Source organism: Muriicola sp. Z0-33, assembly GCF_026126425.1.
Lineage (GTDB): Bacteria > Bacteroidota > Bacteroidia > Flavobacteriales > Flavobacteriaceae > JAFMPW01.
Genome location: NZ_JAFMPW010000016.1, coordinates 1 through 23,783 on the forward strand (window position 1 = coordinate 1; position 23,783 = coordinate 23,783).

24 protein-coding genes and 2 tRNA genes are annotated in these 23,783 nt (G+C 40.5%); 12 read left to right on the plus strand and 14 right to left on the minus strand.

Annotated features, from left to right (window positions below; translation table 11 throughout):
• The coding region (locus J1G40_RS16415) for a hypothetical protein (RefSeq protein ID WP_265243806.1) at positions 1–181 on the plus strand (181 nt) is incomplete at its 5' end.
• Here J1G40_RS16415 and yidD read toward each other — a convergent pair.
• Genes yidD through folE form a run of 3 tightly spaced genes read right to left on the minus strand, consistent with a single transcriptional unit; the run spans position 102 to position 2,517 of the window.
• Complete coding sequence (yidD, locus tag J1G40_RS16420) at positions 102–326, minus strand: membrane protein insertion efficiency factor YidD (RefSeq protein WP_265243749.1); 225 nt, start codon at positions 324–326, stop codon at positions 102–104. The two genes, J1G40_RS16415 and yidD, sit on opposite strands and share 80 nt — an antisense overlap.
• A 13-nt stretch (positions 327–339) precedes the next feature.
• Positions 340–1,821 carry a cysteine--tRNA ligase gene (gene cysS, locus J1G40_RS16425; protein WP_265243750.1) on the minus strand — a complete coding sequence of 494 codons (1,482 nt, stop codon included), beginning with the start codon at positions 1,819–1,821 and terminating at the stop codon, positions 340–342.
• 15 nt (positions 1,822–1,836) lie between these two features.
• A complete protein-coding gene (folE, locus tag J1G40_RS16430; protein WP_265243751.1) occupies positions 1,837–2,517 on the minus strand; it encodes a GTP cyclohydrolase I FolE in 681 nt (226 codons plus the stop codon).
• A 331-nt stretch (positions 2,518–2,848) separates the two neighbouring features.
• On the opposite strand from folE, the gene J1G40_RS16435 reads away from it, so the two are divergent.
• Together J1G40_RS16435 and J1G40_RS16440 are read left to right on the plus strand one after the other, a co-directional pair.
• Entirely contained in the window at positions 2,849–4,600 is a 1,752-nt protein-coding gene (locus tag J1G40_RS16435; protein ID WP_265243752.1) for a T9SS type B sorting domain-containing protein, read from the plus strand.
• A gap of 127 nt (positions 4,601–4,727) precedes the next feature.
• Positions 4,728–6,152: a T9SS type B sorting domain-containing protein gene (locus tag J1G40_RS16440; protein ID WP_265243753.1), complete on the plus strand. Its 1,425-nt coding sequence runs from the start codon at positions 4,728–4,730 to the stop codon at positions 6,150–6,152.
• Between the two features lie 54 nt (positions 6,153–6,206).
• Here the strand turns inward: J1G40_RS16440 and J1G40_RS16445 are convergent, their stop codons facing one another.
• On the minus strand, positions 6,207–7,715 hold the full coding sequence (locus tag J1G40_RS16445) for an OmpP1/FadL family transporter (protein WP_265243754.1): 1,509 nt from the start codon (positions 7,713–7,715) through the stop codon (positions 6,207–6,209).
• A 35-nt stretch (positions 7,716–7,750) separates the two neighbouring features.
• Positions 7,751–9,124, minus strand: coding sequence for a hypothetical protein (locus tag J1G40_RS16450; RefSeq protein ID WP_265243755.1), 1,374 nt, complete (start codon positions 9,122–9,124; stop codon positions 7,751–7,753).
• A 97-nt stretch (positions 9,125–9,221) separates the two neighbouring features.
• Between J1G40_RS16450 and proS the strand changes: the two genes are divergently transcribed.
• From proS to rpsT, 4 genes are all read left to right on the plus strand, one after another.
• Positions 9,222–10,697 carry a proline--tRNA ligase gene (proS, locus tag J1G40_RS16455; protein WP_265243756.1) on the plus strand — a complete coding sequence of 492 codons (1,476 nt, stop codon included), beginning with the start codon at positions 9,222–9,224 and terminating at the stop codon, positions 10,695–10,697.
• Between the two features lie 148 nt (positions 10,698–10,845).
• Positions 10,846–10,917 (plus strand) — tRNA-Glu (locus J1G40_RS16460).
• Positions 10,918–11,019: 102 nt separating this feature from the next.
• Positions 11,020–11,091, plus strand: a tRNA-Glu gene (locus J1G40_RS16465).
• A gap of 46 nt (positions 11,092–11,137) precedes the next feature.
• On the plus strand, positions 11,138–11,392 hold the full coding sequence (rpsT, locus tag J1G40_RS16470; RefSeq protein ID WP_265243757.1) for a 30S ribosomal protein S20: 255 nt from the start codon (positions 11,138–11,140) through the stop codon (positions 11,390–11,392).
• 218 nt (positions 11,393–11,610) lie between these two features.
• Here the strand turns inward: rpsT and J1G40_RS16475 are convergent, their stop codons facing one another.
• The 4 genes from J1G40_RS16475 to rho all read right to left on the minus strand — a co-directional run bounded on the left by J1G40_RS16475 (position 11,611) and on the right by rho (position 15,426).
• Entirely contained in the window at positions 11,611–12,213 is a 603-nt protein-coding gene (locus J1G40_RS16475) for a short chain dehydrogenase (RefSeq protein WP_265243758.1), read from the minus strand.
• A gap of 4 nt (positions 12,214–12,217) precedes the next feature.
• On the minus strand, positions 12,218–12,922 hold the full coding sequence (locus J1G40_RS16480; RefSeq protein ID WP_265243759.1) for a hypothetical protein: 705 nt from the start codon (positions 12,920–12,922) through the stop codon (positions 12,218–12,220).
• 26 nt (positions 12,923–12,948) lie between these two features.
• Entirely contained in the window at positions 12,949–13,635 is a 687-nt protein-coding gene (locus J1G40_RS16485; protein ID WP_265243760.1) for a hypothetical protein, read from the minus strand.
• 192 nt (positions 13,636–13,827) lie between these two features.
• On the minus strand, positions 13,828–15,426 hold the full coding sequence (gene rho / locus J1G40_RS16490; protein ID WP_265243761.1) for a transcription termination factor Rho: 1,599 nt from the start codon (positions 15,424–15,426) through the stop codon (positions 13,828–13,830).
• A 294-nt stretch (positions 15,427–15,720) separates the two neighbouring features.
• On the opposite strand from rho, the gene J1G40_RS16495 reads away from it, so the two are divergent.
• On the plus strand, positions 15,721–16,131 hold the full coding sequence (locus J1G40_RS16495) for a DUF4293 domain-containing protein (protein WP_265243762.1): 411 nt from the start codon (positions 15,721–15,723) through the stop codon (positions 16,129–16,131).
• A gap of 166 nt (positions 16,132–16,297) precedes the next feature.
• Here the strand turns inward: J1G40_RS16495 and J1G40_RS16500 are convergent, their stop codons facing one another.
• On the minus strand, positions 16,298–16,792 hold the full coding sequence (locus J1G40_RS16500) for a metallophosphoesterase family protein (protein ID WP_265243763.1): 495 nt from the start codon (positions 16,790–16,792) through the stop codon (positions 16,298–16,300).
• Positions 16,793–16,801: 9 nt separating this feature from the next.
• A complete protein-coding gene (locus tag J1G40_RS16505) occupies positions 16,802–17,020 on the minus strand; it encodes a hypothetical protein (RefSeq protein ID WP_265243764.1) in 219 nt (72 codons plus the stop codon).
• An 8-nt stretch (positions 17,021–17,028) separates the two neighbouring features.
• Here J1G40_RS16505 and truA point away from each other — a divergent pair, with 8 nt between their 5' ends.
• Together truA and J1G40_RS16515 are read left to right on the plus strand one after the other, a co-directional pair.
• A complete protein-coding gene (truA, locus tag J1G40_RS16510; RefSeq protein ID WP_265243765.1) occupies positions 17,029–17,781 on the plus strand; it encodes a tRNA pseudouridine(38-40) synthase TruA in 753 nt (250 codons plus the stop codon).
• On the plus strand, positions 17,774–19,540 hold the full coding sequence (locus J1G40_RS16515) for an ABC transporter ATP-binding protein (RefSeq protein ID WP_265243766.1): 1,767 nt from the start codon (positions 17,774–17,776) through the stop codon (positions 19,538–19,540). The genes truA and J1G40_RS16515 overlap by 8 nt, the downstream gene beginning before the upstream one ends.
• Positions 19,541–19,546: 6 nt before the next feature.
• Here J1G40_RS16515 and J1G40_RS16520 read toward each other — a convergent pair whose 3' ends face one another.
• From J1G40_RS16520 to folP, 3 genes are read right to left on the minus strand one after another with little or no spacing between them, the layout of a single operon-like run.
• Positions 19,547–20,326, minus strand: coding sequence for a DUF3667 domain-containing protein (locus tag J1G40_RS16520; RefSeq protein ID WP_265243767.1), 780 nt, complete (start codon positions 20,324–20,326; stop codon positions 19,547–19,549).
• A gap of 2 nt (positions 20,327–20,328) precedes the next feature.
• Complete coding sequence (locus tag J1G40_RS16525) at positions 20,329–21,114, minus strand: diadenylate cyclase (RefSeq protein WP_265243768.1); 786 nt, start codon at positions 21,112–21,114, stop codon at positions 20,329–20,331.
• Between the two features lie 45 nt (positions 21,115–21,159).
• A complete protein-coding gene (folP, locus tag J1G40_RS16530; protein ID WP_265243769.1) occupies positions 21,160–21,993 on the minus strand; it encodes a dihydropteroate synthase in 834 nt (277 codons plus the stop codon).
• A gap of 114 nt (positions 21,994–22,107) precedes the next feature.
• Between folP and J1G40_RS16535 the strand changes: the two genes are divergently transcribed.
• Positions 22,108–22,653 (plus strand): DUF1599 domain-containing protein, encoded by a 546-nt coding sequence (locus J1G40_RS16535; protein ID WP_265243770.1) that lies wholly within the window; start codon positions 22,108–22,110, stop codon positions 22,651–22,653.
• Positions 22,654–22,671: 18 nt separating this feature from the next.
• Positions 22,672–23,781, plus strand: a complete 1,110-nt coding sequence (locus J1G40_RS16540; RefSeq protein WP_265243771.1) for a BT_3928 family protein — start codon at positions 22,672–22,674, stop codon at positions 23,779–23,781.
• The last annotated feature ends 2 nt before the right edge of the window (positions 23,782–23,783 follow it).

Sequence of the window (23,783 nt, forward strand, 5' to 3'; positions counted from 1 at the left end):
TCATAGCCTTTACCTCCCCAGGGCGCTGGAGCGTAAAGAAAATGTACGGGGTACATTTTTAGTGAACAGGCGAGATGGCGCGGTGGCGAGTTGTCTTCCCTTTAAGGAACAGGATCATAGCCTTTACCTCCCCAGGGATGACAACTCCCAATCCTTTTTATGGCCAGCCAGCCTCCTTTAAAGAGCCCGTGCTTTTTTAAAGCTTCCAGGGTATACTGCGAACAGGTGGGAGAATAGCGGCAAGAACTTGGGGTCCAGGATGAAATTAAAAGCTGGTATGCCCGGACAAGGAATATAAATGGAGCTATGAGGATTTTCTTAAGCAATCTATGGTATTAATTATGAAACACTAAAAGTGGTTCCTTCTTTTCCATCTTTCAGCTGAATACCCATTTCTGAAAGTTCGTTCCGAATCTTATCAGAAGTACCAAAATCTTTATTGGCGCGGGCTTCATTGCGCAATTGAATTAAAAGGTTTACTACCCCGGTTAATTTGTCCGAATCCGAATCGGTATCCTTTATGTTTTCCAGGCCAAGTACATCATAAACAAAACTGTTGACCGTCTCAGTAAGCGCGGCCTTATCTGCGGCAGTGATGGCTTCCTTGCCTTCCTTTATTAAATTGATACGCTTAACAGCGTCAAACAGATTCGCAATCAAAATGGGGGTATTAAAGTCATCGTTCATGGCATCGTAACACTTCTGTTTCCATGCGCTCACATCAAAATCTGAGGAATTGCCTGTATCCAGACTTTCTAAAGTGTCTAAGGCATCTATTAATCTGTGGTATCCTTTTTCAGATGCAAGCAAGGCTGCATCACTTAAATCGAGAATACTCGTATAATGCGCCTGCATCATAAAGAAACGCACCACGGATGGGGAAAAGGCTTTACTTAGAATTTTATTATCCCCGCTAAAAATTTCTCCGGGAAGAATATTGTTCCCTGTAGATTTGGCCATTTTTTTCCCATTCATTGTCAACATATTGGCGTGTAACCAATATTTAACCGGAGAATGCCCGTTACTGGCTTCTGCCTGAGCTATTTCACATTCGTGATGAGGAAATTTCAGGTCCATTCCGCCCCCGTGGATATCAAAATGTTCACCGAGGTACTTGGTACTCATTGCCGTACATTCCAAATGCCATCCTGGAAAACCATCACCCCATGGGGATGGCCATCTCATGATATGCTGAGGTTCGGCCTTTTTCCATAATGCAAAATCTTGTGGATTCTTTTTTTCATCCTGGGCGATCAGTTCGCGGGTATTGGCGATCATATCTTCCAGTTTCCTGCCACTCAGCTTGCCGTAGTCATAGGCATCATTAAATTTCTTTACATCAAAATAAACAGAACCGTTGATTTCATAAGCAAATCCTTTTTCCAGGATGTCCTTAATGATCTCCATTTGTTCAATAATATGACCAGTAGCCGTGGGTTCAATACTGGGGGGTAGAAAATTAAATTGCTGAAGTATATTATGAAAGTCTACCGTATATCGTTGTACAACTTCCATGGGTTCTATTTGTTCCAGGCGTGCTTTTTTGGCAATCTTATCTTCGCCGGTATCAGCATCATCCTCAAGATGCCCCGCATCCGTAATATTTCGAACATAACGCACTTTGTACCCAAGGTGTTTCAGGTACCTGAAGATCATGTCGAAAGACATGAATGTCCGGCAATTTCCTAAATGTACATTACTGTAAACCGTAGGTCCGCATACATACATTCCTACATGCCCTTCATTTAAAGGTTCAAAATTTTCTTTGGAACTGGATAGGGAATTGTATACTTTGAGCTGCTGATTTTTGTACAATTGCATTGGTGCTATGACCCGTTAAAAATTAGTATCAAGATTGATGTAATCCAAAAATTCTCTTCGCACGGCTTCTTCTTTAAATTTACCTCCATATTCGGCCGTAACCGTACTGCTTTCTATATCGCGGATTCCTCTGGAATTAACGCATAAGTGCTTGGCATCTATTACACAAGCTACATCTTCCGTGCCCAAAACCTTTTGTAATTCTCTAACGATCTGGATATTTAAACGTTCCTGTACCTGTGGTCGTTTCGCAAAATAATCCACTATACGGTTCATTTTGGACAGCCCCACCACAGTGCCTCCGGAAATATATGCTATATGTGCCTTCCCCACTATAGGTAGTAAGTGGTGTTCGCATGTAGAATACAGCGTGATGTTCTTTTCTACCAACATCTCGCCATACTTATATTTATTCTTGAATGTTGAAGATTTTGGTTTACGTTCGGGATGTAATCCGGAAAATATTTCGTTTACATACATTTTTGCAACTCTGAGCGGAGTCCCATTCAGGCTATCGTCGTCAAGGTCCAGACCAAGAGTTAGCATTATCTCTCTAACATTTTCTTCTATTCTCCTTGTTTTCTCTTCATCGGTCAATACAAATGCATCTTTTCGCATTGGAGTAGATTCAGAAGAGGAGACATGATCGTTTCCCATGGCTTCAAACCGTTCTTCTAATGTGCTGTCAAATTTCATACGTTGATAATTTTTAATTATCAAAAAATCGATTAAAAAAAATGAATGCATTAAGTCCTACAAAAGGCCGCATTCTTTGATACAAATTCAATGAGAAGTATATTAAGATCTCATCAAAAAGTTTAAAGCTGCTTGTATTTATTAGCGCTTTAACCAGCAGCAAAGATATACATAATATGGCACTTTATAGCCCATTTAGGCCGATACACAACATAAATTAGTGTTAAGGTAAGTAGCACGTTATTTTTATAGATTCCAAGTTTTACGGCTACTAATGAGATGGACCAGATATGCCATATTAACTTTCACCATGCTTGCAAGCCATTGTCTTATGGCTCAAATTGCAGCAGATTGTACCAATGCTATTCCTATTTGTAGCAATACTCCTGTAAATTCTGGGACAGTGGGTTATGGAATAGATGATTTCAATGGTGCAGCTATGAGTGGTTGCCTGGAACAAACCGTTACCGGCTTTATAGAATCTAACTCGGCCTGGTACAGGTTTAGAACGGGTGCGGCAGGAGAATTGGGCTTTAATATCGGATTTGATACTTCTGAAGACTGGGATTTTGCTTTATACAGGGCAAGCGACTGCGGTAGCCTGGGAGATCCGGTGAGGTGTAATTTTTTCGATAACCAGGATCAGGAGGCGTATATGGGAGTAGGAGAGGACCCTACAGGAAGTCCAAACACTTTTTTATACGAGGATTGGTTGCAGGTGCAGCCCGGGGAAGACTATTATTTACTTATCAATAATTTCAGCAATAGCAATTCCGGATTTTCCATTCAATTTTCAGGGAATATATTTGTTACCAACCCATTTGATGCACTGGACTGTGCCATCGTCAATAACCTATTGGGTTCGCCAATAGCAGCATGTGACAATCAAAATGTAATTCTGGATGCTACCATGCCCGATGTGGTTAGTTATACCTGGTATATGGATACGGGATCCGGATTTCAAACCATTGTTGGTGAAACTGGCCCCACCCTTCAGGCCCTGGTATCTGCTTTGTATAGGGTAGAAGTAATAACAATAAGTATGAATAATGTTATCAGTGATGTACAGGTAGGTTTTAGCAGTGCGCCTACGACATCGCCGGTAGCAGATGAAATAGGTTGTTCAGATATTGGTGTTTTTGATCTTTCATTAAAAGATGCAGAAGCACTTGGAACTCAGGATCCCAATGAGGTGGTGGTTACTTATCACAGTACCATGGCTGATGCCACGGCAGGGAGTAATCCTTTGCAGACCCAGTATCCTGTTAATATTGGATCTGAAACGATATTTGTAAGAACAAGTTCAGTACAAAATCCAGACTGTTTTGATGCCTCTGAGCAGTTTAACCTTAATATTGTGGCTACTGCGGTGCTCAGCTTTCCTGATGAGGTCTTTATTTGCGAAGCCAGCAGTGGAATTTTAATAGGTGAAACCAGCCCGGATGCTCAATTTGCATATTCATGGGATACTGGAGAAAACAACCCAAGTATTATGGTTACCCAGGCAGGTGACTACACCCTGACTGCTACAAACAGCCAAACCGGACAAATAGATTGTATTAGTATAAGAACGGTGACTGTTATTGTGTCGGAAACACCTGAAATTACAGAGGTGTTGGTAGACGGTCTGCAACAGAACAACCGTGTAGAGGTAATAACCAATATCTCAGGTAACCTTGAATTTCAGCTGGACGGAGGAGCCTTCCAGACCTCGAATATATTTAACAATGTAGCCCCTGGCGCCCATATTGTCACTGTAAATGACCTGGGTGGATGTGGTATGGATACCGAGAACATTGTAGTGGTAGGATTTCCGAAATTCTTTACTCCCAATGGTGATGGAGCCAATGATCTTTGGCAAATAATAGGTATTTCTACCCTTTCCAATCCTGTGGTACATGTGTTTGACCGTTACGGAAAGCTAATTAAGCAGCTTAACCAAAGTAGTCTTGGTTGGGATGGTACTTTCAACGGCACGGCACTACCTTCGTCAGACTATTGGTTTAAACTGAGCTATACAGACGCCTCCGGGCAGACTGTTCAGGCGAAATTTATTAATAATCATTTCTCCTTAAGGCGATAGATTGCAGCATTTTACCTCCCAAAGTATTTTATCGATTAAGCGTATAAAAAATTAGTCAAAATATACTAAAATCGCCCTCATCGAGTTATAGTAATGATTATTAACATATTGTTAGCCCCACTATCATATGCGAACACTACTTTGCTCTATGTGTTGTATGCTTTTTTGCCTGTTTGGTGGTAAAGCACAAAACTCACCCGATTGTAGAAGCGCCATTCCCGTTTGTGCCGATGCACCTATTTTAGGATTGAACGACGGTTCAGGAGATATCGATGATTTTGATCCTGATGTAATCAGGCAGTCCGGATGTTTGGAAAAAGGAAGTGTCAGCTCTGCTAATATAGAGCATAATACTTCCTGGTATGTATTTAGAGCGGGTACAGATGGTCAGATTGGATTTGATATCGAAGCCTTACCTATTGGAAGTGGCCCGATAACAGCCGAATGGGATTTTGCCCTTTATGGTCCGGATACAGATTGCGCAAGCATTAGTAATGGAACTGCACAACCAATCAGATGCAATTACGAGGTAAATACGACAAATTTTACAGGAATTGGAGTTAATCCTATCAGTGGCCAGGAAGGGGCGCCATTTATAAAGGGAAGTCAGAACACTTATGATGAATGGCTCGATGTTACGGCCGGCGAAATATATTATCTTTTAATAAATAACTTCAATACCAATTTTGATGGTGATCCAGAGCCCTTTATGCTCACCTTTACCGGCTCATCTGTAGATGCAGATCAGAATACGGCATTGGATTGTACCCTGAGAGATGAATTTTTAGGATTGGATATTGTTGCCTGTGAAGGGGACCCGGACATTGTTTTAAGCGCTTTAAATTCGCCAGCGGGCCCGGATATCGTTAATGTTACATGGTCTGTTGATTATGAGGATGATGGGGTTGTTGATGCCGTTCTGGCATCAGGAGCAGCAGAAACTATGCTTACAGTAACCAGTCCAAACAGTGGACGTTATTTCGTATCGATAGATACCAGTTTGGCAACGGTAATAACAGACGATATTTTAATCACCTTTTATGGCATTCCGGTATTATTGCCAGATCCTAATGGTATTGTCATTTTAGACGATTTATCCGATAGTAATAATGTGGAGTTTTTTGTAGATGGTAACGGCAGTTATGAATACGCAATCAATGGAGGAGAATTTCAGGATTCTTCAGTATTTATGGATGTGCCTCCTGGAATGAACTCTGTAGTAATAAACGATAAGAATGGATGTGGTACCTCAGAACCTATTCCCTTTCTTGTTGTGGGATATCCCAAGTTCTTTACACCCAATGGAGATGGTATTCACGATGCCTGGAACATACTGGGCATAGAAACTCTGACTAATCCGGTGGTTTTTATATTTGATCGATATGGGAAACTTCTTAAACAGATAGATGAAACTACCATAGGTTGGGACGGTACCTTTAATGGGCAACCAATGCCTTCATCTGACTACTGGTTTCGTTTAGAGTATGAAAGGGATGATCAGGGCACCTTGGTGGCCAATACCATAAGGACACATTTTACCTTAAAAAGATAAATTAAAAAAGCCGGAAGAATCCGGCTTTTTTAATGAGTATATCTTCTGTAATTCCTAAAAATTAAGTGTATATCCGAGAGTGATATTGTTGGTTATCCTGTTTACCATTGCGGGGGTAGTTACTCCAACATCGAATAGTTGTTCGCTAACATCCTGTTCCGATCTGCTGTAGGCCAGGTCAATTCTGCTTCCTCCAAAATTATATCCGATACCTCCGGAAAATCCGGTTAAATCTCCAATGGTAATCCCATTGTTATAAGGGCTTTGTTCAAAACGATAACCTCCTCTTAAACTAACTTCGTCTATCCTGTATTCTCCGCCCAATCTGAATGTGGAAACTGCTCCTAATTCACTGGCAACGGTTTGGTTGACCGAATTAAAAAACGGGTCACCAGATGGCCTTAATTCTGCTTGTGACATGTCCTGATAGCCATAATCAAAACTTAACAACCCTTCCTTGCCAAATATGATAGCAACGCTCCCTGTAAGCTTACCGGGGGTCTTAACGGTATAGGATTCAAACAAGTTTATAATATTGAAATCTATAAAACCGATATCGTCATCTGCCAAATCGGAATTGATTCGTTGTGAAGTATCATCTGCCAGATCATACCAGGTGGGAGATTGATAGCTACCACCAATCCTGAGGTTATTATTGAGTTTGGCAATAGCCCCTACGCTAAAGGAGAAGCCTGTACCTTCGGTATGCAGATAATTGTCAAAATTTACAAATTGAATTTCCGAAGCGCCATCGTAACCGGTTTCACTAAATTCGGTGAGCTCATCATACATTACCGTATGAAAGTTTAAAGATGCCCCCAGGTACAGATTATCCTGATATTGAGACGCAACGTTTAGTGTAAACTTGCTGTTGTAACCTGCGGTACTCTTAAAGAAATTCTGATTAACACTGCTGTATTGCGCATTTGAAACATAGGCCGTATTGTTATCGTCATTGACATCTACGGGGTCTATCACCCCACCGAAGTAGCCCAAAAAAGCCTGTTGTTCAGTAAAGCCAAGGCTCGATCCAATATCGAGATAGGCTTCCTCTATAAACTCTCCATCTTGTAATAAAAGTTGTCCAAAAGGAACACCCTGGGCAAAGCTGAGGAAATAATTGTCTATTCCCTGATTACTGTTCCCTGAAGCAAAAAATTCATTGTCATAATTCTGCACAACGTCATAATTGAGTGCAAGTGCTACTTTCTTCCAATCGGAGTTCTCGTTGGTGCTTTTAAATACAAACACGCCACCAACCTGATTGAGTTCCAGAGAATTTAATTCCGTATTACGGGTGCTGTTGAAGTAATTCGCTGAATTCTCCGTATTATAATTTGATCCGGAAACCGTTAACAGACTATTATTGAAAACAGCTGAACCAGCAGGGTTTACATTTAAGGCGGAAAGATCTCCTCCCAAGGCACCGAAAGCACCACTAAGGCCTTGAAAACGAGCTGTACCCTGAATGTTTTCCTGACTGTATCTGAGTATGTCACTGATGTTCTGGGCACTTGCCGCGGAACATACCAATACCATTATGAAAATATAATATCTTTTCATAGTCCTAATTTTTAATGAAATATTAATTGATGATTTTAGTTTCGTCTTCCACTGCTTCTGCCACCGCCGGAAGATCTGCCCGCTGAAGATCTGGAGCCGCCTCCTGAACTTCGGACACTGCCCGAACTTCTGGAACTGCCACCAGAACTTCTGAAACTGCCTGAACTTCTTGAACTTCTGCTTCCTGAACTTCTATAACCAGAACTTCTGGACCCGCCACTTCTTCCTGAACTTCTGTAGCCAGAATTTCTTGAGGAAGAGGAAGACCTGGAGTACCCTGATTTTCTGGGAGAAGATGTTCTATAAGTCCCTCTGTTAGAACTGATGCCTCTGGAAGTGGTGCCACTTCTGTAATTACTGCTCCTAGGAGTAGTGCTTCTGTAAGACTGATTAGTTCTGGAGCTACTATTATATCTTGGAGTGGCCCTTGTTGTTCTGCTAGATCTGTAAGACTGGTTCCGAGCAATTGCATCGGCACTTACTCTGCTTCTTGTTGTTGCCCCTGATCTGTAGCTTCTGGCCGAGGTGCCAGATCTGTAGTTTCTGGAATTTCTGCCAGAAGTTGCACTTCTGTTGCTAATATTAGACCTGCCACTATTGGTTCTGTATCTGGACGAATTCCTTGAGGTATTCGAATTAAGATTGGATCGGCCTCTTAACGAATTAGAAGCCAGAGAATTTCTATTGTAATAACCTCTTCTGCTTCGGTTATAGGCATAGTTACTTCCATAACCGTATCTTCCGTGATAATAGGGGTACCCATATCTGCCATATCCATACCTTCCATAATTGTAAGGGTAGCCATAGTAGCCTCCCCAGCCCCAATTATTCCATCCCCAATTGTTCCATCCCCATCCGGCGTAGCCCCAGCCACCATTCCAGCCATAGCCATACCAGCCCCAGTTATTCCAGGGGTTGTACCAGCCTCCCCAGCCCCAATTGTTCCATCCCCATCCAAAGCCCCATCCTGGATTAAGGAATCCAAAACTTGGGCTATCGTATATGGTTACAGAAACATTGGACCCGCTGTCTCCCCATCCGGCGTATCCTGTATAATCATTATTATTGTCAAAATAGTTGCCTTTATTATCCAGTTCTAAACTGTCTCCCTGCACACCGCTGTAGTAGTCGTCCACGTCGGTGAATATCTCATCTTCCATGATCTCATCAATCTCCTGGGCTTTATTTCCAAAATAATCCCCATAAACTCCGTCATTGTCTTTTACCTGGGCTTGTTGCCTGGCCTGTGTATTTCTGTTTACAACTACCTTTTCGGTTCCGCTAGAATAAATTCCGTCATTGTCATAATATGAGGCCTGTTGATAAGAACCACAGGATACCAGCAAAACGCCCATCAGGACAATTGCCGTTACCATGAATGCTTTAGGTCGGGGTAGAGATTGTATCATCGGTGTAAATTTATATTGTTGAACATTCTAAAAATAGTTAGTTTTGCCGAACTATTTGTGTTAATGATGACACAAGTTTTGTGCCAAACTACTATTGATGGGTAAAAATTTAACAAAACGAAGCGAGGACTATTCCAAGTGGTATAATGAACTCGTGATTAAAGCAGATCTCGCCGAAAATTCGGCCGTTAGAGGTTGTATGGTAATAAAACCCTATGGATACGCTATTTGGGAGAAGATGCAGGCCGCACTAGATAAAAAGTTTAAAGAAACTGGGCATGAAAATGCCTATTTCCCCATATTTATTCCCAAATCGTTTTTAAGCAAGGAAGCCAGCCATGTAGAGGGTTTTGCCAAGGAATGTGCCGTGGTAACACATTATCGCTTAAAGAATGCAGAGGACGGCAGTGGAATTATTGTAGATGAAAACGCCAAACTTGAGGAGGAATTAATAGTACGACCCACATCTGAGACCATCATCTGGGATACCTTTAAAAAATGGATTCAGTCGTACCGTGATCTGCCGTTACTCATTAACCAATGGGCGAATGTTGTGCGTTGGGAAATGCGAACAAGATTGTTTCTGCGGACTGCTGAGTTTCTTTGGCAAGAGGGGCATACAGCCCATGCTACTGAGAAAGAAGCAATTGAGGAAGCAGAATTGATATTAAAGGTGTATGCAGATTTTGTTGAAAATCATATGGCTGTCCCTGTTATTCAGGGAACTAAAACCGAAAGTGAGCGTTTTGCAGGAGCAGTGGAGACCTATTGTATTGAAGCTTTAATGCAAGACGGAAAATCGCTTCAGGCGGGTACATCTCACTTTTTGGGACAAAATTTTGCCAAAGCCTTTGATGTTAAATTTGCCAATAAGGAAGGTAAGCAGGAATTGGTTTGGGCCACCTCCTGGGGAGTATCAACAAGATTAATGGGGGCATTAGTAATGACCCATAGTGATGATAATGGTTTGGTACTACCGCCCAAACTGGCACCAATTCAGGTGGTTATAGTTCCAATTTATAAGGGGATAGAACAGCTCGATGCTATTGCTGAAAGAGTAGATCCCCTGGTAAAAGAATTGCGATCAAAAGGGATTTCAGTAAAATTTGATAAACGGGATACTCATAAACCAGGCTTTAAATTCAATGAATATGAACTTAAAGGGGTGCCGGTTAGAATAGCCATTGGGCAGCGCGATCTGGAAAACAACACCTACGAACTGGCCAGAAGAGATACCTTAGAAAAAGAAACTGTTAGTGCTGATCAGGTAACCACAAGAATAGAGGAATTACTGATCAGTATTCAAGAAAATATATATTCAAGGGCTTTAGACTACCGTGAAGCCCATATTACGGAGGTTGATTCCTATGATGAATTTAAGAAAGTGCTGGAAGAAAAAGGCGGGTTTATCTCTGCACATTGGGATGGCAGCGCGGATACTGAAGAGCGGGTGAAAGATGAAACCAAGGCGACTATTCGCTGTATCCCCATAAATGTTGAGGTTGAGGAAGGTAGCTGTATGGTTACCGGAAAACCATCCCCTCAAAGGGTACTCTTTGCAAAAGCGTATTGATACACTCCAAAAAATAATAATAAGGGGTTGTGGTAGTTAAAAATAATTGTATTTTTGCAACCGCATTTATTGGAAGTAAGAGAATGGAGGTACCTAATAGGAAGTAAATATATAGTTCCTCCTATTTCCAGACTCTGACTTTTAAAACGGCCCGTTCGTCTAGGGGTTAGGACGCCAGGTTTTCATCCTGGTAACAGGGGTTCGATTCCCCTACGGGCTACAAAGTTCTATGAAAAATTGAGAATTGAAAATGTTGTATGGAATAGTAGGTATTCCGGACAGGAACAATTTATAATCCTCCATTTTCAAATATCAATTAATCGGCCCGTTCGTCTAGGGGTTAGGACGCCAGGTTTTCATCCTGGTAACAGGGGTTCGATTCCCCTACGGGCTACTAAAATTGGTCCTTAGGGCAATTTAAAATATAATAAGAAAAGAAAATGGCAAATCACAAGTCGGCATTAAAAAGAATTAGAAGAAACGAAGCTGTTCGTCTTCGCAACAGGTATCAGCATAAAACCACTCGTAATGCAATCAAGAAATTACGAGGAGAGACAAGTAAGAAAAAAGCTGAAGCTTTGTTACCTGCAGTGGTGAGCATGATAGATAAACTGGCTAAAAGAAACATCATTCATGATAATAAGGCGGCCAACCTTAAAAGTAAATTAACCAAACAGGTTGCTACTTTAAAATAATATTTAGCCCTTGGGGAAAATTAAAAGCCCGGATAGCGATATCCGGGCTTTTTATGTTTATTGCTTACAGTTACTATTTATAACTTCTTGTGGAGCCATTGCCGCAATGTTTTTATACTTAAAGTGAAGATGGTCAACAAGCTGTTCTGCCAACGTTTTATTATTCCAGGAGTTTGGTTTTGTCACTACTATTGCCAGCCATTAGCTCCTTTTGCCATTTAATCATAGATTCTGATGATCTCCCCGTTGCCTTTGCCTTCCACACTTCTAATATATCCTCTTAGCATTTTATCCATAGGAATAGGATGGTGCCCTGGAAAATAGTCTTTGTACTTTTCTACAGCATCCTCAACCAGGCCAGATGAAACGGCATTTACCCTTATTCCATTTCCCAACTCCAGCGCCACTGCTTTTACAAAACTATGAATAGCTCCGTTGACCATAGCAGCGCTGCTGGTCATAGGAACAGGATCATCCGCAAGGATACCTGTGGTCAGGGTGATAGAGCCACCGGGACCCAATACCTTGCTGCCGTAACGCACAAGATTAACCTGCCCCATGAGTTTACTCTTCAGGCCAATGTAGAAGTCAGATTCACTAAGTTGGTCAAAAGGGGCCCATTTGGCTTCTCCGGCGGTACATATTATAGCATCTAAAACTCCGATATGCTCAAATAAAGCAGCTACAGACTCGCTGTCTGCAATATCTACCTGGGTATCGCCTCCAGATCTTCCGGCAATAACTACCTCATTATTTTTCGAAAAATAACTACTTACTTTGCTCCCAATTGTTCCTTTTCCACCAATGATCAATATTTTCATAGTATTACACAGTTATAGTAGTTCTTCTTCTACGCATCAATACAAATCCCAGAACAAAACTACCATACATTAATAAAATAAGGCCCCAGTGAATGTTACGGATAACAATAGCCTCACCAGGCGCTAGAAAAACTTCGTAATGCCTTAAAATTTTGATGGGGATATAGCCCAGGTAAAAAATAATTACGCCCAGACTTAACCAGGATAGCAGATCTTTCCTGAGAAACCATTTATCATATTTAGATTTAAGATCAAGAAAGTATAATGCTCCAAGACAAATCAGGATTAATGCTCCAAGGATATATGAATAAAGTTGGGACTCCAGAAGAAAATTCTGAAAAAAGGGATTTATTATGCTCGCAACTCCGTATAATATACTACCGTAAACAATAAGTTTTCTATGAGAAGAATTGCTGATATAACACCAGTAGACATAGAAAAAAAACAAATAGAATATAATGCCGTAAACATTATAAATTGCCCAATTGTAGAAAGAGTAATAATCGCTGAAAATCAGGCGTATTTGCTCATTGCGATAAATCAGGGCTCCAAAAGTTTCGTTGAGTAAGGTGTACATCAACAAAAGAGGAAAAAATTTCAGAGGGGAATCATAATACCTCGGATACCGCCACAATGCCACAAATAGCGTTATGCTATATATCCATAGAATATAATATTCCCGAAAGATATGGAGGATATCGGATACCATCTGAATTTATTTCCTTTTTAAAGTTCTCAATGATAAGGTGGTGGTGCAGAACCACCTTCGTTAAGGAAAAGACTTCTTTCGTGATGATCAAGATTTAAATTTGCCGTATTTGGTATAAACCCTGCATATTCCTTAGACCTAACTTCTTTAAGGGCTCCCATGCCTTTTTCTCCAAATGGGTCTAGCTGTCCAGTAAGTAGTACTGGCTCCCATTTACCATCCTTTTCTGTGGTCATAAAAGGATATTCCAAACCGTCTGCTTTGGTTGTGGGGACAAGAAAAACTGAGTTTTGCCTTGGATGTATAACTTCGTTGCCATTTTTAAAGGTAGCGGCATCGGGATAATTCGACAAATAAAAGCGCAGGGAAGAGATCTCTACATTGGCGCGTTTGGCTTCCTGTTCTATATAGGCCATATATTGCTTAATGGTGGCATAGTCATAATAGGTATATCTCGTAGCATCAAACTTTGAACCATCGGGTTTTGGGCCTTCACTTTTTTCAATGATTCCTACTCTTCTCCTGGTATAATTGTCATAGGTCTCTTTGGCCTGTTCTAAGTCTACTATTTGTTTTGGTGGGGCCACTTCCACTTGTTCCTCTATTGGTTCTTCCTTGCGTTCTTCGCTCTTTTTTTCCTGGCAATTAATGAATACGAAGACAAATAGCAGTGTAAAAAATACGGTTACAAATGATCTTTGAGTGTTTTTCATGTTCCGAAATGTTTTAGATTTTGATGTAATTAAGGATTTAGAATGTACGAGGGGAACTGCAATTCTATGACTAAAAATAGCACTTATTATTTTTAATTGTACTACTTATTGCATCTATTCGTTCTAATGTAACAAATAAAAAATCCCAAAAACAAAGTGCTTTTGGGATTTATATTGGATTTTGAAGTAGTCCTAATTATTCATCGTAAGAAGGAACTCTTCGTTATTTTTGGTTTGCTTAATCCGTTGTTCCATAAATTCCATCGCCTCAACCGGATTCATATCTGCCAGATATTTTCGCATGATCCACATACGTTGAATGGTATTTTCATCTAATAAAAGATCATCTCTTCTTGTAGATGACGAAATTAGGTCTATGGCCGGGAAGATTCTTCGGTTACTTATCCTTCTGTCTAATTGCAATTCCATATTACCGGTTCCTTTAAATTCTTCAAAGATGACCTCATCCATCTTAGAGCCGGTTTCGGTTAGGGCGGTAGCAATGATTGAAAGTGAACCACCATTTTCAATATTACGGGCGGCACCAAAGAAACGTTTTGGTTTATGCAGGGCATTTGCATCCACTCCACCACTCAGGACTTTACCTGAAGCAGGTTGAACAGTGTTATAAGCTCTTGCTAAACGGGTGATAGAATCTAGCAGTATAACTACATCATGGCCGCATTCTACCAATCTTTTTGCTTTTTCCAAAACTATATTGGCAACACGTACATGTTCCGTGGCTTCCTTATCAAATGTAGAGGCCACAACTTCACCTCTGACATTGCGTTGCATATCTGTAACTTCTTCTGGCCGCTCATCTATAAGTAAAATGATCTGATAAACTTCCGGATGGTTGGCTGCAATTGCATTGGCAATGTCTTTCAGGAGCATCGTTTTACCTGTCTTGGGCTGAGAAACGATCATCCCCCGTTGTCCTTTACCAATAGGCGAAAACAAGTCCATAATCCTTGTGGAGATATTGCTCTGCCTGTCTGCAAGTTTAAATTTTTCTTTTGGGAATAGAGGGGTTAAATGCTCAAAGGCCACCCGGTCTCTTACTACCTGAGGATCCAGGCCATTAATTTTATTTACCTTAATTAGGGGAAAATACTTTTCACCTTCTTTAGGAGGACGCACATTTCCAAGTACAGTATCTCCTGTTTTCAGACCAAAAAGCCTGATTTGTGATTGGGATACATAGATATCATCCGGAGAAGAAAGGTAGTTGTAGTCTGAAGAACGCAGAAAACCATAACCATCCTGCATTATATCTAATACGCCTTCACTTTCAATTATACTGTCAAATTCAAACTCGGGCTGTTTGTATTTGTTCCGCAAATCCTTATCAAAATTGCTGTTCTTTTTATCCTGACCATTCTTATGATGATGGCCTTTTTTGGGATTCTGACCTTTGTGCTGGCCCTGACCTTTTTGGTGATCTCTGCCTCCCTGGCTCTTATGTTGTGACTGCCCCTGTTCTTCTTTGGCTTCTTTGGCTTCTGGAGCTTTTGTGGCAACTGCAGTTTTCTCCTGGCCGGTATTATCCGCGCCGGATCTAGCAGGTTTTTTTTCTCTTGGAGCCCTTTCCCTTCTGGGGTTAGGTTTTTGCTTAACCTCTGTCTTGGGTACAGATTGCTTTACCGCTTGGGGGTTGCTAGCCTGCAGGTCCAGGATTTGATAGACCAAATCCAGTTTTTTTAAGGTTTTGTACTTGGGTACGTTTAAGTCTTTTGCTATTTCCTGAAGTTCAGGAAGCTTTTTAGCTTTTAAATCTGAAATCTCAAACATTGAGTATTGAATAAATTATACGTATATCAAAAAATGAAGTGTATTGTTATCTGGGTACTAAGCGGGAATGACATCCCTCATTGGTAAGTGCTATAACTAATAACGTCGCAATATTACAAATTATTTTCTACAATACGGCTTTTCTTATTTAATTATTTTGTGACATTGTAACAGTAGATAGCAATAGGATTAGTACCTGGAGTAAATATTTTTTGAAAATTTGCATTATAAATTTTAAAAAGTCGCGTATTTTTGCAGCTCCCTGCACAGCAGGAAAATAATAGCATTTAATTTATGATCCAAAGAATACAGACGGTATATCTTCTAATTGTAGCCCTCATGGCGGGAGTACTCCCTTTTTGGTTACAACTTTGGTCAGATATTAAAGGCAATGCCATATTTGCGAAAAATGAGATTTTTGTTTCCCTTGCATTTTACGGTTCTACAGTACTTGCGGCAATGGCTATTGTGCTATACAGAAAAAGACAAAATCAATTTGTTACCAACAGATTGAACATGATATTGAATCTTTGTTTACTAGGATTTTTCGTTTACCGATCACTAAATCTATCCGGAGAGACTGAAGTCTTGGAGAAGGGTATTGGGATGCTGATTCCTGTATTTTCTATCGTTTTTTTGGTCCTGGCCAACAGGGCTATCAAGAAGGATGAGGATCTTGTAAAATCTGTGGATCGTTTGCGTTGAACCTAACATCTTAGTAGTATTAGTGCGTCCCCGTAGTGAGCTTGCTCTACTACGGGGTTTTGCATTCAGGACCTTTGTTTATTTGTGCGTTCCTTCGGCCCGTCATTGCGTGGGGTGACAACTACGAGGCAATCTAGTGAAGTATGCGCGGGGGTTGCCTCAATCCCTAACGCTTTCCCAATTCGATAATTTCCAGATCTTTAATTTCCTCACCGTCTATCGTAAAGCGGAGCATGGTACGCACCGCATGAAATCCGTGTTTTCCGCATGCCCCCGGATTCATATGCAATAAATCTAGTTTTTTGTCCCACATCACTTTCAGAATATGTGAATGGCCAGAAATAAAGAGTTTGGGAGGCTTGGTTTTAATTTCTTCTCTGATTCGGACATTGTATTTATGCGGGTAGCCACCTATATGTGTGATCCAAACATCAACACCTTCACAATAAAACCGATTATCCAGTGGAAATTCTTTCTGAATGATATGATCATCAATATTCCCAAATACGCCACGGACGGGTTTTATAGCAGACAATTTATCCGTTACCGATAGCTTGCCGATGTCTCCTGCATGCCATATTTCATCGGCTTGTTTGGCATATTTTAGAATGACTTCATCTATGTAGCCATGGGTGTCAGAAAGTAAAAGGATTTTTGTCACGCAACGAATTTAAGGATAAGATGTATAATGCTGCAATTTTGTCTGTAATTGCAAATCTTGCCAAAGGCCAGATAACGCAATCCCGGGAACTATGCAGGCAGATACACGGGATTGCTTCGTCTTTGTAAATCCTCTCAATGAAGGGGCCTTAAAACCATGCGCTTCTGCCTTCATGTCTACCACTTCTAACTGCGTATTTTCCCTATCTTTGTCCTTCCTTAAATGCACATCTTATCTTGAGATATTTCGTCACATTTTCTTACTTCGGGACAGTCTATCACGGATGGCAAAGTCAGCCCAATGCCCAAACTGTACAACAGCTGATGGAAGAGGTCTTTGCTACATTGTTGCGACAAAATATTTCTTTGGTTGCTGCCGGGAGAACAGATGCCGGGGTGCATGCCAAAAAAATGATTGCCCATTTCGATATTGCAACGCCAATAGATACCGCTGACGCTGTAATGAAACTCAATTCCTTTCTTCCGGATGACATTGCAATAGAGCAGATTTTTGAAGTAACAGAGGAAGCCCATGCCAGATTTAGTGCTGTTTCCCGTACTTATGAGTACTGGATAGTACAACAAAAGAATCCGTTCTATAAAGATACTGCCTATTATCTAAGACATCCGCTAGACATAGCAGCAATGAATGCCGCAGCTGAATTGCTTTTGAAATATGAAGATTTTGAATGTTTCTCTAAATCCAGGACGGATGTTAAAACCTATCGTTGTGACATAAGCGAGGCCAATTGGGTAGTCGATAAGGAGAAGCTGGTTTTTAAAATTACTGCAGACCGCTTTTTACGGAATATGGTGAGGGCCATTGTTGGTACCTTACTTGATGTAGGGCAGGGAAAAATAGGGCTGCAGGATGTTAAGACTATTATAAAAAGTAAAGATCGAGGGCAGGCCGGGGCTTCAGTACCTGCAAAAGGATTATATTTGACCCAGGTAGAATACCCCAAGAACATCTTAAAAATTAATGAGTAAGGAGACAGGAAAAGCATTTGATTATAAGTTGTTTAAAAGGGTAATGGCACATACCAGTCCCTATAAAACTACTTTCTACGGAGTGGCCCTTGCCGCTATTTTACTCTCAACCTTTGCCGTTATTTCACCTCTGATAGTTGGTGAAATAGTAGATGAAGCCATCAAAAAGAGCGACCTTGATAAACTACTCTTCCTGACCACGGCTATGGCAGCCGTTTTATTTGGCCAGGTAGGAAGCCAGCTTGGGTTTAATTACTTCGCCAACTGGCTGGGCGAATCAGTGATCCGGGATATCCGCATCATTCTATTTGAAAAAATGATCAACTTTAAGATGCAGTATTACGATACTTCATCTATTGGCGTCCTCGTTACCAGGGCCGTGGCCGATATGCAGCGTATTGGGGAGATTTTTAGTCAGGGATTTTTCGTAATTGTGGCAGACCTTCTCAAAATGCTTGTTGTTGCAGTGGTAATGCTTATAATCAATTGGAAACTGGCACTTATTGTATTTGCAATACTACCGCTGATCCTATATGCCACCAGGCAGTTTCAAAAAGCCATGAAAAAGGCATTTATAGACGTAAGGGCCCAGGTTTCTAACCTTAATTCCTTTGTACAGGAGCGCATTACCGGGATGAAGATAGTGCAGCTCTTTACCCGAGAACAAATTGAGAGTGATAAATTCAGGGAAATCAATGAAAAACATCAGAATGCCTGGTTAAAAACAGTCTGGTACAATTCTTTCTTTTTTCCAATTGCGGATATTGTCTCATCCATAACAGTAGGTTTAATTGTCTGGTATGGGGGGCTTCAAAACGTAACCAATATCGCAGTAGATGAATACGGTACAATCTTCGCTTTTATACTATTGTCCGGGATGTTGTTTCAGCCGCTTCGTCAGATTGCGGATAAATTCAATACGCTACAAATGGGGATGGTTGCCGCAAACAGGGTCTTCAAGATTCTTGATACTGAAAGTAATATACCCGATACCGGCCAGGAGGAGGTAGACCATATGAAAGGAACCATTTCCTTTAAAAATGTACACTTTGGTTATCTGGAAGATGAAGAGGTGCTTCATGGTATTTCTTTTGATGTAAAAGCCGGGGAGACCATAGCCATAGTGGGTGCCACCGGAGCAGGGAAATCTACCATTATTAATTTACTCAACAGGTTTTATGAAATTAATGCCGGAAGCATATACATAGACAATAGAAACATCAACGAGTACAAATTAACATCCCTGCGCAAGAACATCGCTGTGGTATTGCAAGATGTATTTCTATTTGCCGACACCATTGCAAACAATATATCATTAAAAGATGACTCGGTAGGTATAGAAGATATCAAGAATGCGGCAAAAGAAATTGGGGTGCACGATTTTATCTCCAGCTTGCCGGGTGGCTATCAGTACAATGTAAAAGAACGTGGAACCATGTTATCTAGTGGACAACGGCAGTTAATAGCCTTTTTAAGGGCCTATGTCAGCAATCCGAGTGTCCTGGTTTTAGATGAGGCTACTTCTTCTGTAGATACCTATTCTGAGCAACTCATTCAGAAAGCCACCGATAAAATCACTGAAGGCAGAACTTCTATTATTATTGCCCACAGATTGGCTACGGTAAAAAAAGCCGATAAGATTTTGGTTATGGATGCTGGCCATATTGTAGAAATGGGAAGTCATAAGGAACTTCTTAAAAAAGGTGGGTACTACAACAGCTTGTACGAGGCGCAATTCCTGGCAGAAGAATTTGCTTAACTTCCCTCATTTCACTGGCATCATATCTTCAATGGTGATCGTCCCGGTTGCAAAAAGAATGATATAAAAGACAATTACCAGACCAATGTAGCCCATAAAACCGAGGGCGCTAAACAGAAAAGCCCTAAGAAAGAAATTGCCTTTACTGTAACTGTTTATGCTTTGCAGCACATAAATAGAGTAGAGGAACATCGCTATTAAAAGAAAAAAACTTGTGCCTACATACATTTCCGGATATATTATCAGTATCCCAAGAACAATTGGAAAAGTTAGAATACTCCAGTGTGCTAAAATGTAAACGAAGGCCACAATAAATTCTGAAAAGTATAGCGATTTATTGTTGAATGTCAGCCAGGCGGAAATTGCAAAAATCGGAATATAGAGGAGAAAGATAAAGGATGAAAAATCATAAATTATCGGCATTATTTTTTTCATCAACTCCGGATTGGTCCCCTGATCAAAAAGATCCCAATTCAGATCACTCGCCAGACCATGACTCATCATAAATAGCAATAATCCCGATAGCGTCATGGCAATTCCAAGATAGCTTATAGGATTCAGGTATTTTCTTCTGACACCTCCAAGATAACTCTCTATAACAACTGCGGGTTTTGTCAACAAATGTAAAAAAGTCCTTACCAGAGAGCTGTCCAGGTTAAGGTAACGCTCCGTAATGTCATAGATAAGATTTTTAAAGGTAATACGATTTTGAATTACTCTGGCCCCACAGGCCGGGCAGTAGTTAAAATCTGTTCGTTGAGGGGTATTACAGTTTTTACACTCCATAACTATAGCAGGTCTTCTTTTATTAATACGGCCAATTCTCCAAGGTCGTTAAAGAGGACAAATTCTCCGTTTTTGACATAGGTAATCTTCCCACTTTCTTCACTTACCACCAGGGCAACTGCATCTGTACGCTCGGTAATACCAGCGGCTGCCCTGTGGCGAAGCCCAAAACGCTGGGGCATGTTCCTTTCTTTGGTCACCGGTAAGATTACACGGGTAGCCACAATATGATTGTCTTCAATGATGGCGGCCCCATCGTGCAAGGGGCTGTTTTTATAAAAGATACTTTCAACAATCGGCTGGTTAACCTCAATGTTCATAACGTCTCCGGACGACTTAACAAAATCTAGCGAATTGTTCCTTTTAAGTACAAGGATGGCACCAGTTCTGGTTTTACTCATATTCTCACAGGCAGAGAGTAGTGCCTCAACTTCTAATTGAGATACAATTCCTCCTTGTTTCAAAAATTTAAAATGCTTGAGAAAGTTCCGCTTATTGGCAAAATTAGTGGAGCCTATCATCAATAAAAATTTTCTGATCTCTTGTTGAAAAACAATTATTAATGCAATAAGACCAACAGACATAAACCCCCCTACCATACTACTGATCATTTTCATCTCTAGTAGTTGGGTGAGTTTCCAAAACCCCCAAACAATGACAATACCAATAAATATATTTATGGCTACGGTTCCCCTGACGAGTTTATAAATGTAGTAGAGTAGTATGGCAACAAGGATGATGTCTATAATATCCGTGATCCTGAACTCCAGAAAGTCTAAAAAATCCAATCCTTGCTGTTTTTGTAAAATTATGAAAAATCGTTGAAGTATATGTCAGTCTTTTACTGCTTTCAATTCCTTCATCAATGTTACGCATTCAATTGCTTCTTTTACATCATGCGTTCTAAGTATATGTACTCCCTTGGTAAGGGCATACATATGAAGGGCTGAGGTACCGTTAAGTGCCTGCTCCGGACCTGTGTTGAGTGTTTTATAGATCATAGATTTTCTGCTCAATCCAACTAAGAGAGGTAAATCTAATGCATGAAACAGCTCGAGCTGTCGTAAAACTTTAAAATTCTGTTTTATATTCTTGGCAAATCCCAGCCCCGGATCAATAATAATATCTCCAATACCCAAAGCTCTTGCGCTGGCAACTCTTTCCGAGAAGTAATAGAGAAGTTCCCCCATAAGATCTTTATATTTACTATTAGAATTCATATCCTGGGGGGTTCCTTTCATATGCATCATAATATAAGGAACACCAAATTCGGCGATCACCCTCAACATTTTTTTATCTAATAAGCCAGCCGAAATATCGTTAATCATAGCCGCTCCCTGTTCCAGGCAAGCCCTGGCCACTTCACTTCTGAAAGTATCGATAGACAATAAAATATCGGGAAAAGTTTCTAATAAAAGGTCTGCTGCAGGTTGTACCCTGTTCAGTTCCTCCTTTACGGTAATATGTTTAGCGCCAGGACGGGAGCTGTATCCCCCTAAATCAATAAAAGTGGCTCCTTCAGAAAGCATTTTTTCGGTTTGGTGGAGAATGGGGTCTTTTAGCCTGTATTTGCCACCATCGTAAAAAGAATCAGGGGTAAGGTTTAAGATGCCCATTACCCTTGGAACAGTGAGGTCAATCAAATTTCCCTTGCAATTGATGGTCATTTTACTTTATTGGCTTTATTGAAATAGGATTTTGCACTGCCCTTTAAGTTTAAACCGCATTCTTTGATGGTTACGGAATTTTAAGCGAAATTTACGCAATTTACCAGGAAATTCATGCAGCAAACCTCAGAACAATACAATACAGTCATAACTGGCTGTCGGGATTTATTTCTTAAGAAAATGAAGGATTATGGAAGCGCCTGGCGCATTTTAAGGCTTCCTTCACTAACAGATCAGATTTATATAAAGGCTCAGCGCATCAGAGGGTTACAGGAAAATGAAGTTCAAAAAGTAGCGGAAGGGGAGCGGTCTGAGTTTATAGGAATAATTAACTACTCTATTATGGCCCTGATCCAATTGGAAAAAGGAGTTGCCGAAGAACCAGATTTAGATCTTGAACAATCTTTGGAATGCTATGATAAGCAAGTTAATATTGCCAGATCGTTAATGGAGGATAAAAACCACGACTATGGAGAAGCATGGCGAGATATGAGGGTAAGTTCACTTACAGATTTAATAATTCAGAAATTACTTCGGGTAAAACAGATAGAGGATAATAAAGGAAAGACGCTGGTTAGTGAAGGAATAGATGCAAACTACCAGGACATGATTAACTACGCCGTCTTTGCATTAATACACCTGGGGGAAAATACCAAATAATCAAATCCGAATTTTTATATGAAATATGTAGTATCCTTATCGCGTATAATAGTTGGGGCACTTTTTATTATAAGTGGTTTTATAAAACTGAACGATCCGGTAGGCTTTTCGTTTAAGTTGGAGGAATACTTTAGCCCGGGGGTATTAGATCTGCCTTTTTTTGTTCCCTATGCTCTGGCAATATCTATTTTTGTAGTTATTCTGGAGGTGGTGTTGGGAGTATTACTGTTGTTGGGTTTTAAAAAGAAATTTACGCTCTGGAGCCTTCTGCTGATGATTGTCTTTTTCACCTTCCTTACCTTTTATTCAGCGTATTTTAATAAGGTAACAGATTGCGGGTGTTTTGGGGATGCCATTAAGTTGACCCCCTGGGAGTCTTTTACAAAAGATATTATTCTGCTTGGGCTTATTATTATACTTTTTCTAGGCCAGAATTTTATTAAACCTTTATTTAACCATCGTATAAGAAAAGTATCTGTACTGCTATCGGTGTTACTATGTATGTCTTATGCATATTATGTGCTTAATCATTTACCACAGTTAGATTTCAGGCCGTACAAGATAGGTGCTAATATAGAAGAGGGGATGACCGTTCCAGATGATGCTCCAAAGGCTATATTTGAGTATGCCTGGGAGTTTAATGTTGATGGGGAGCAAAAAGTGATAGTTACCAATGGTGATTATCCCACTGTTGATGGAGAGTTTATTGGTGTAGAAACTACTGAAATTCAGAAAGGGTACGAGGCACCAATACACGATTTCACTATTGAACAGGAAGGTGAGGATTTAGCGGCTAGTCTGCTCAGGGAGCCAAAATTGGTGATGGTAGTTGCCTATGACCTTAGAAAGACCAATGCAGAAGCTTTCGAAGCAATTAAATCCATGTCCGAAAAGGCATTGAACCAGGGCTACAAAGTTATTGGATTGTCGGCATCAGATTCAGAGTTTGCCCGGAATTTTATCGATCAGTTCAAGCTGAATTTCCAGTTTTACTTTACTGATGAAACCGCCTTAAAAACTATAGTGCGTTCCAATCCAGGGGTGTTGGTTTTAACTAATGGGACCATTCAGGAGAAGGTGCATTTTAATGATGTGGACGAGCTGCATTTTGGAGGTAAGGTCGAATAGCA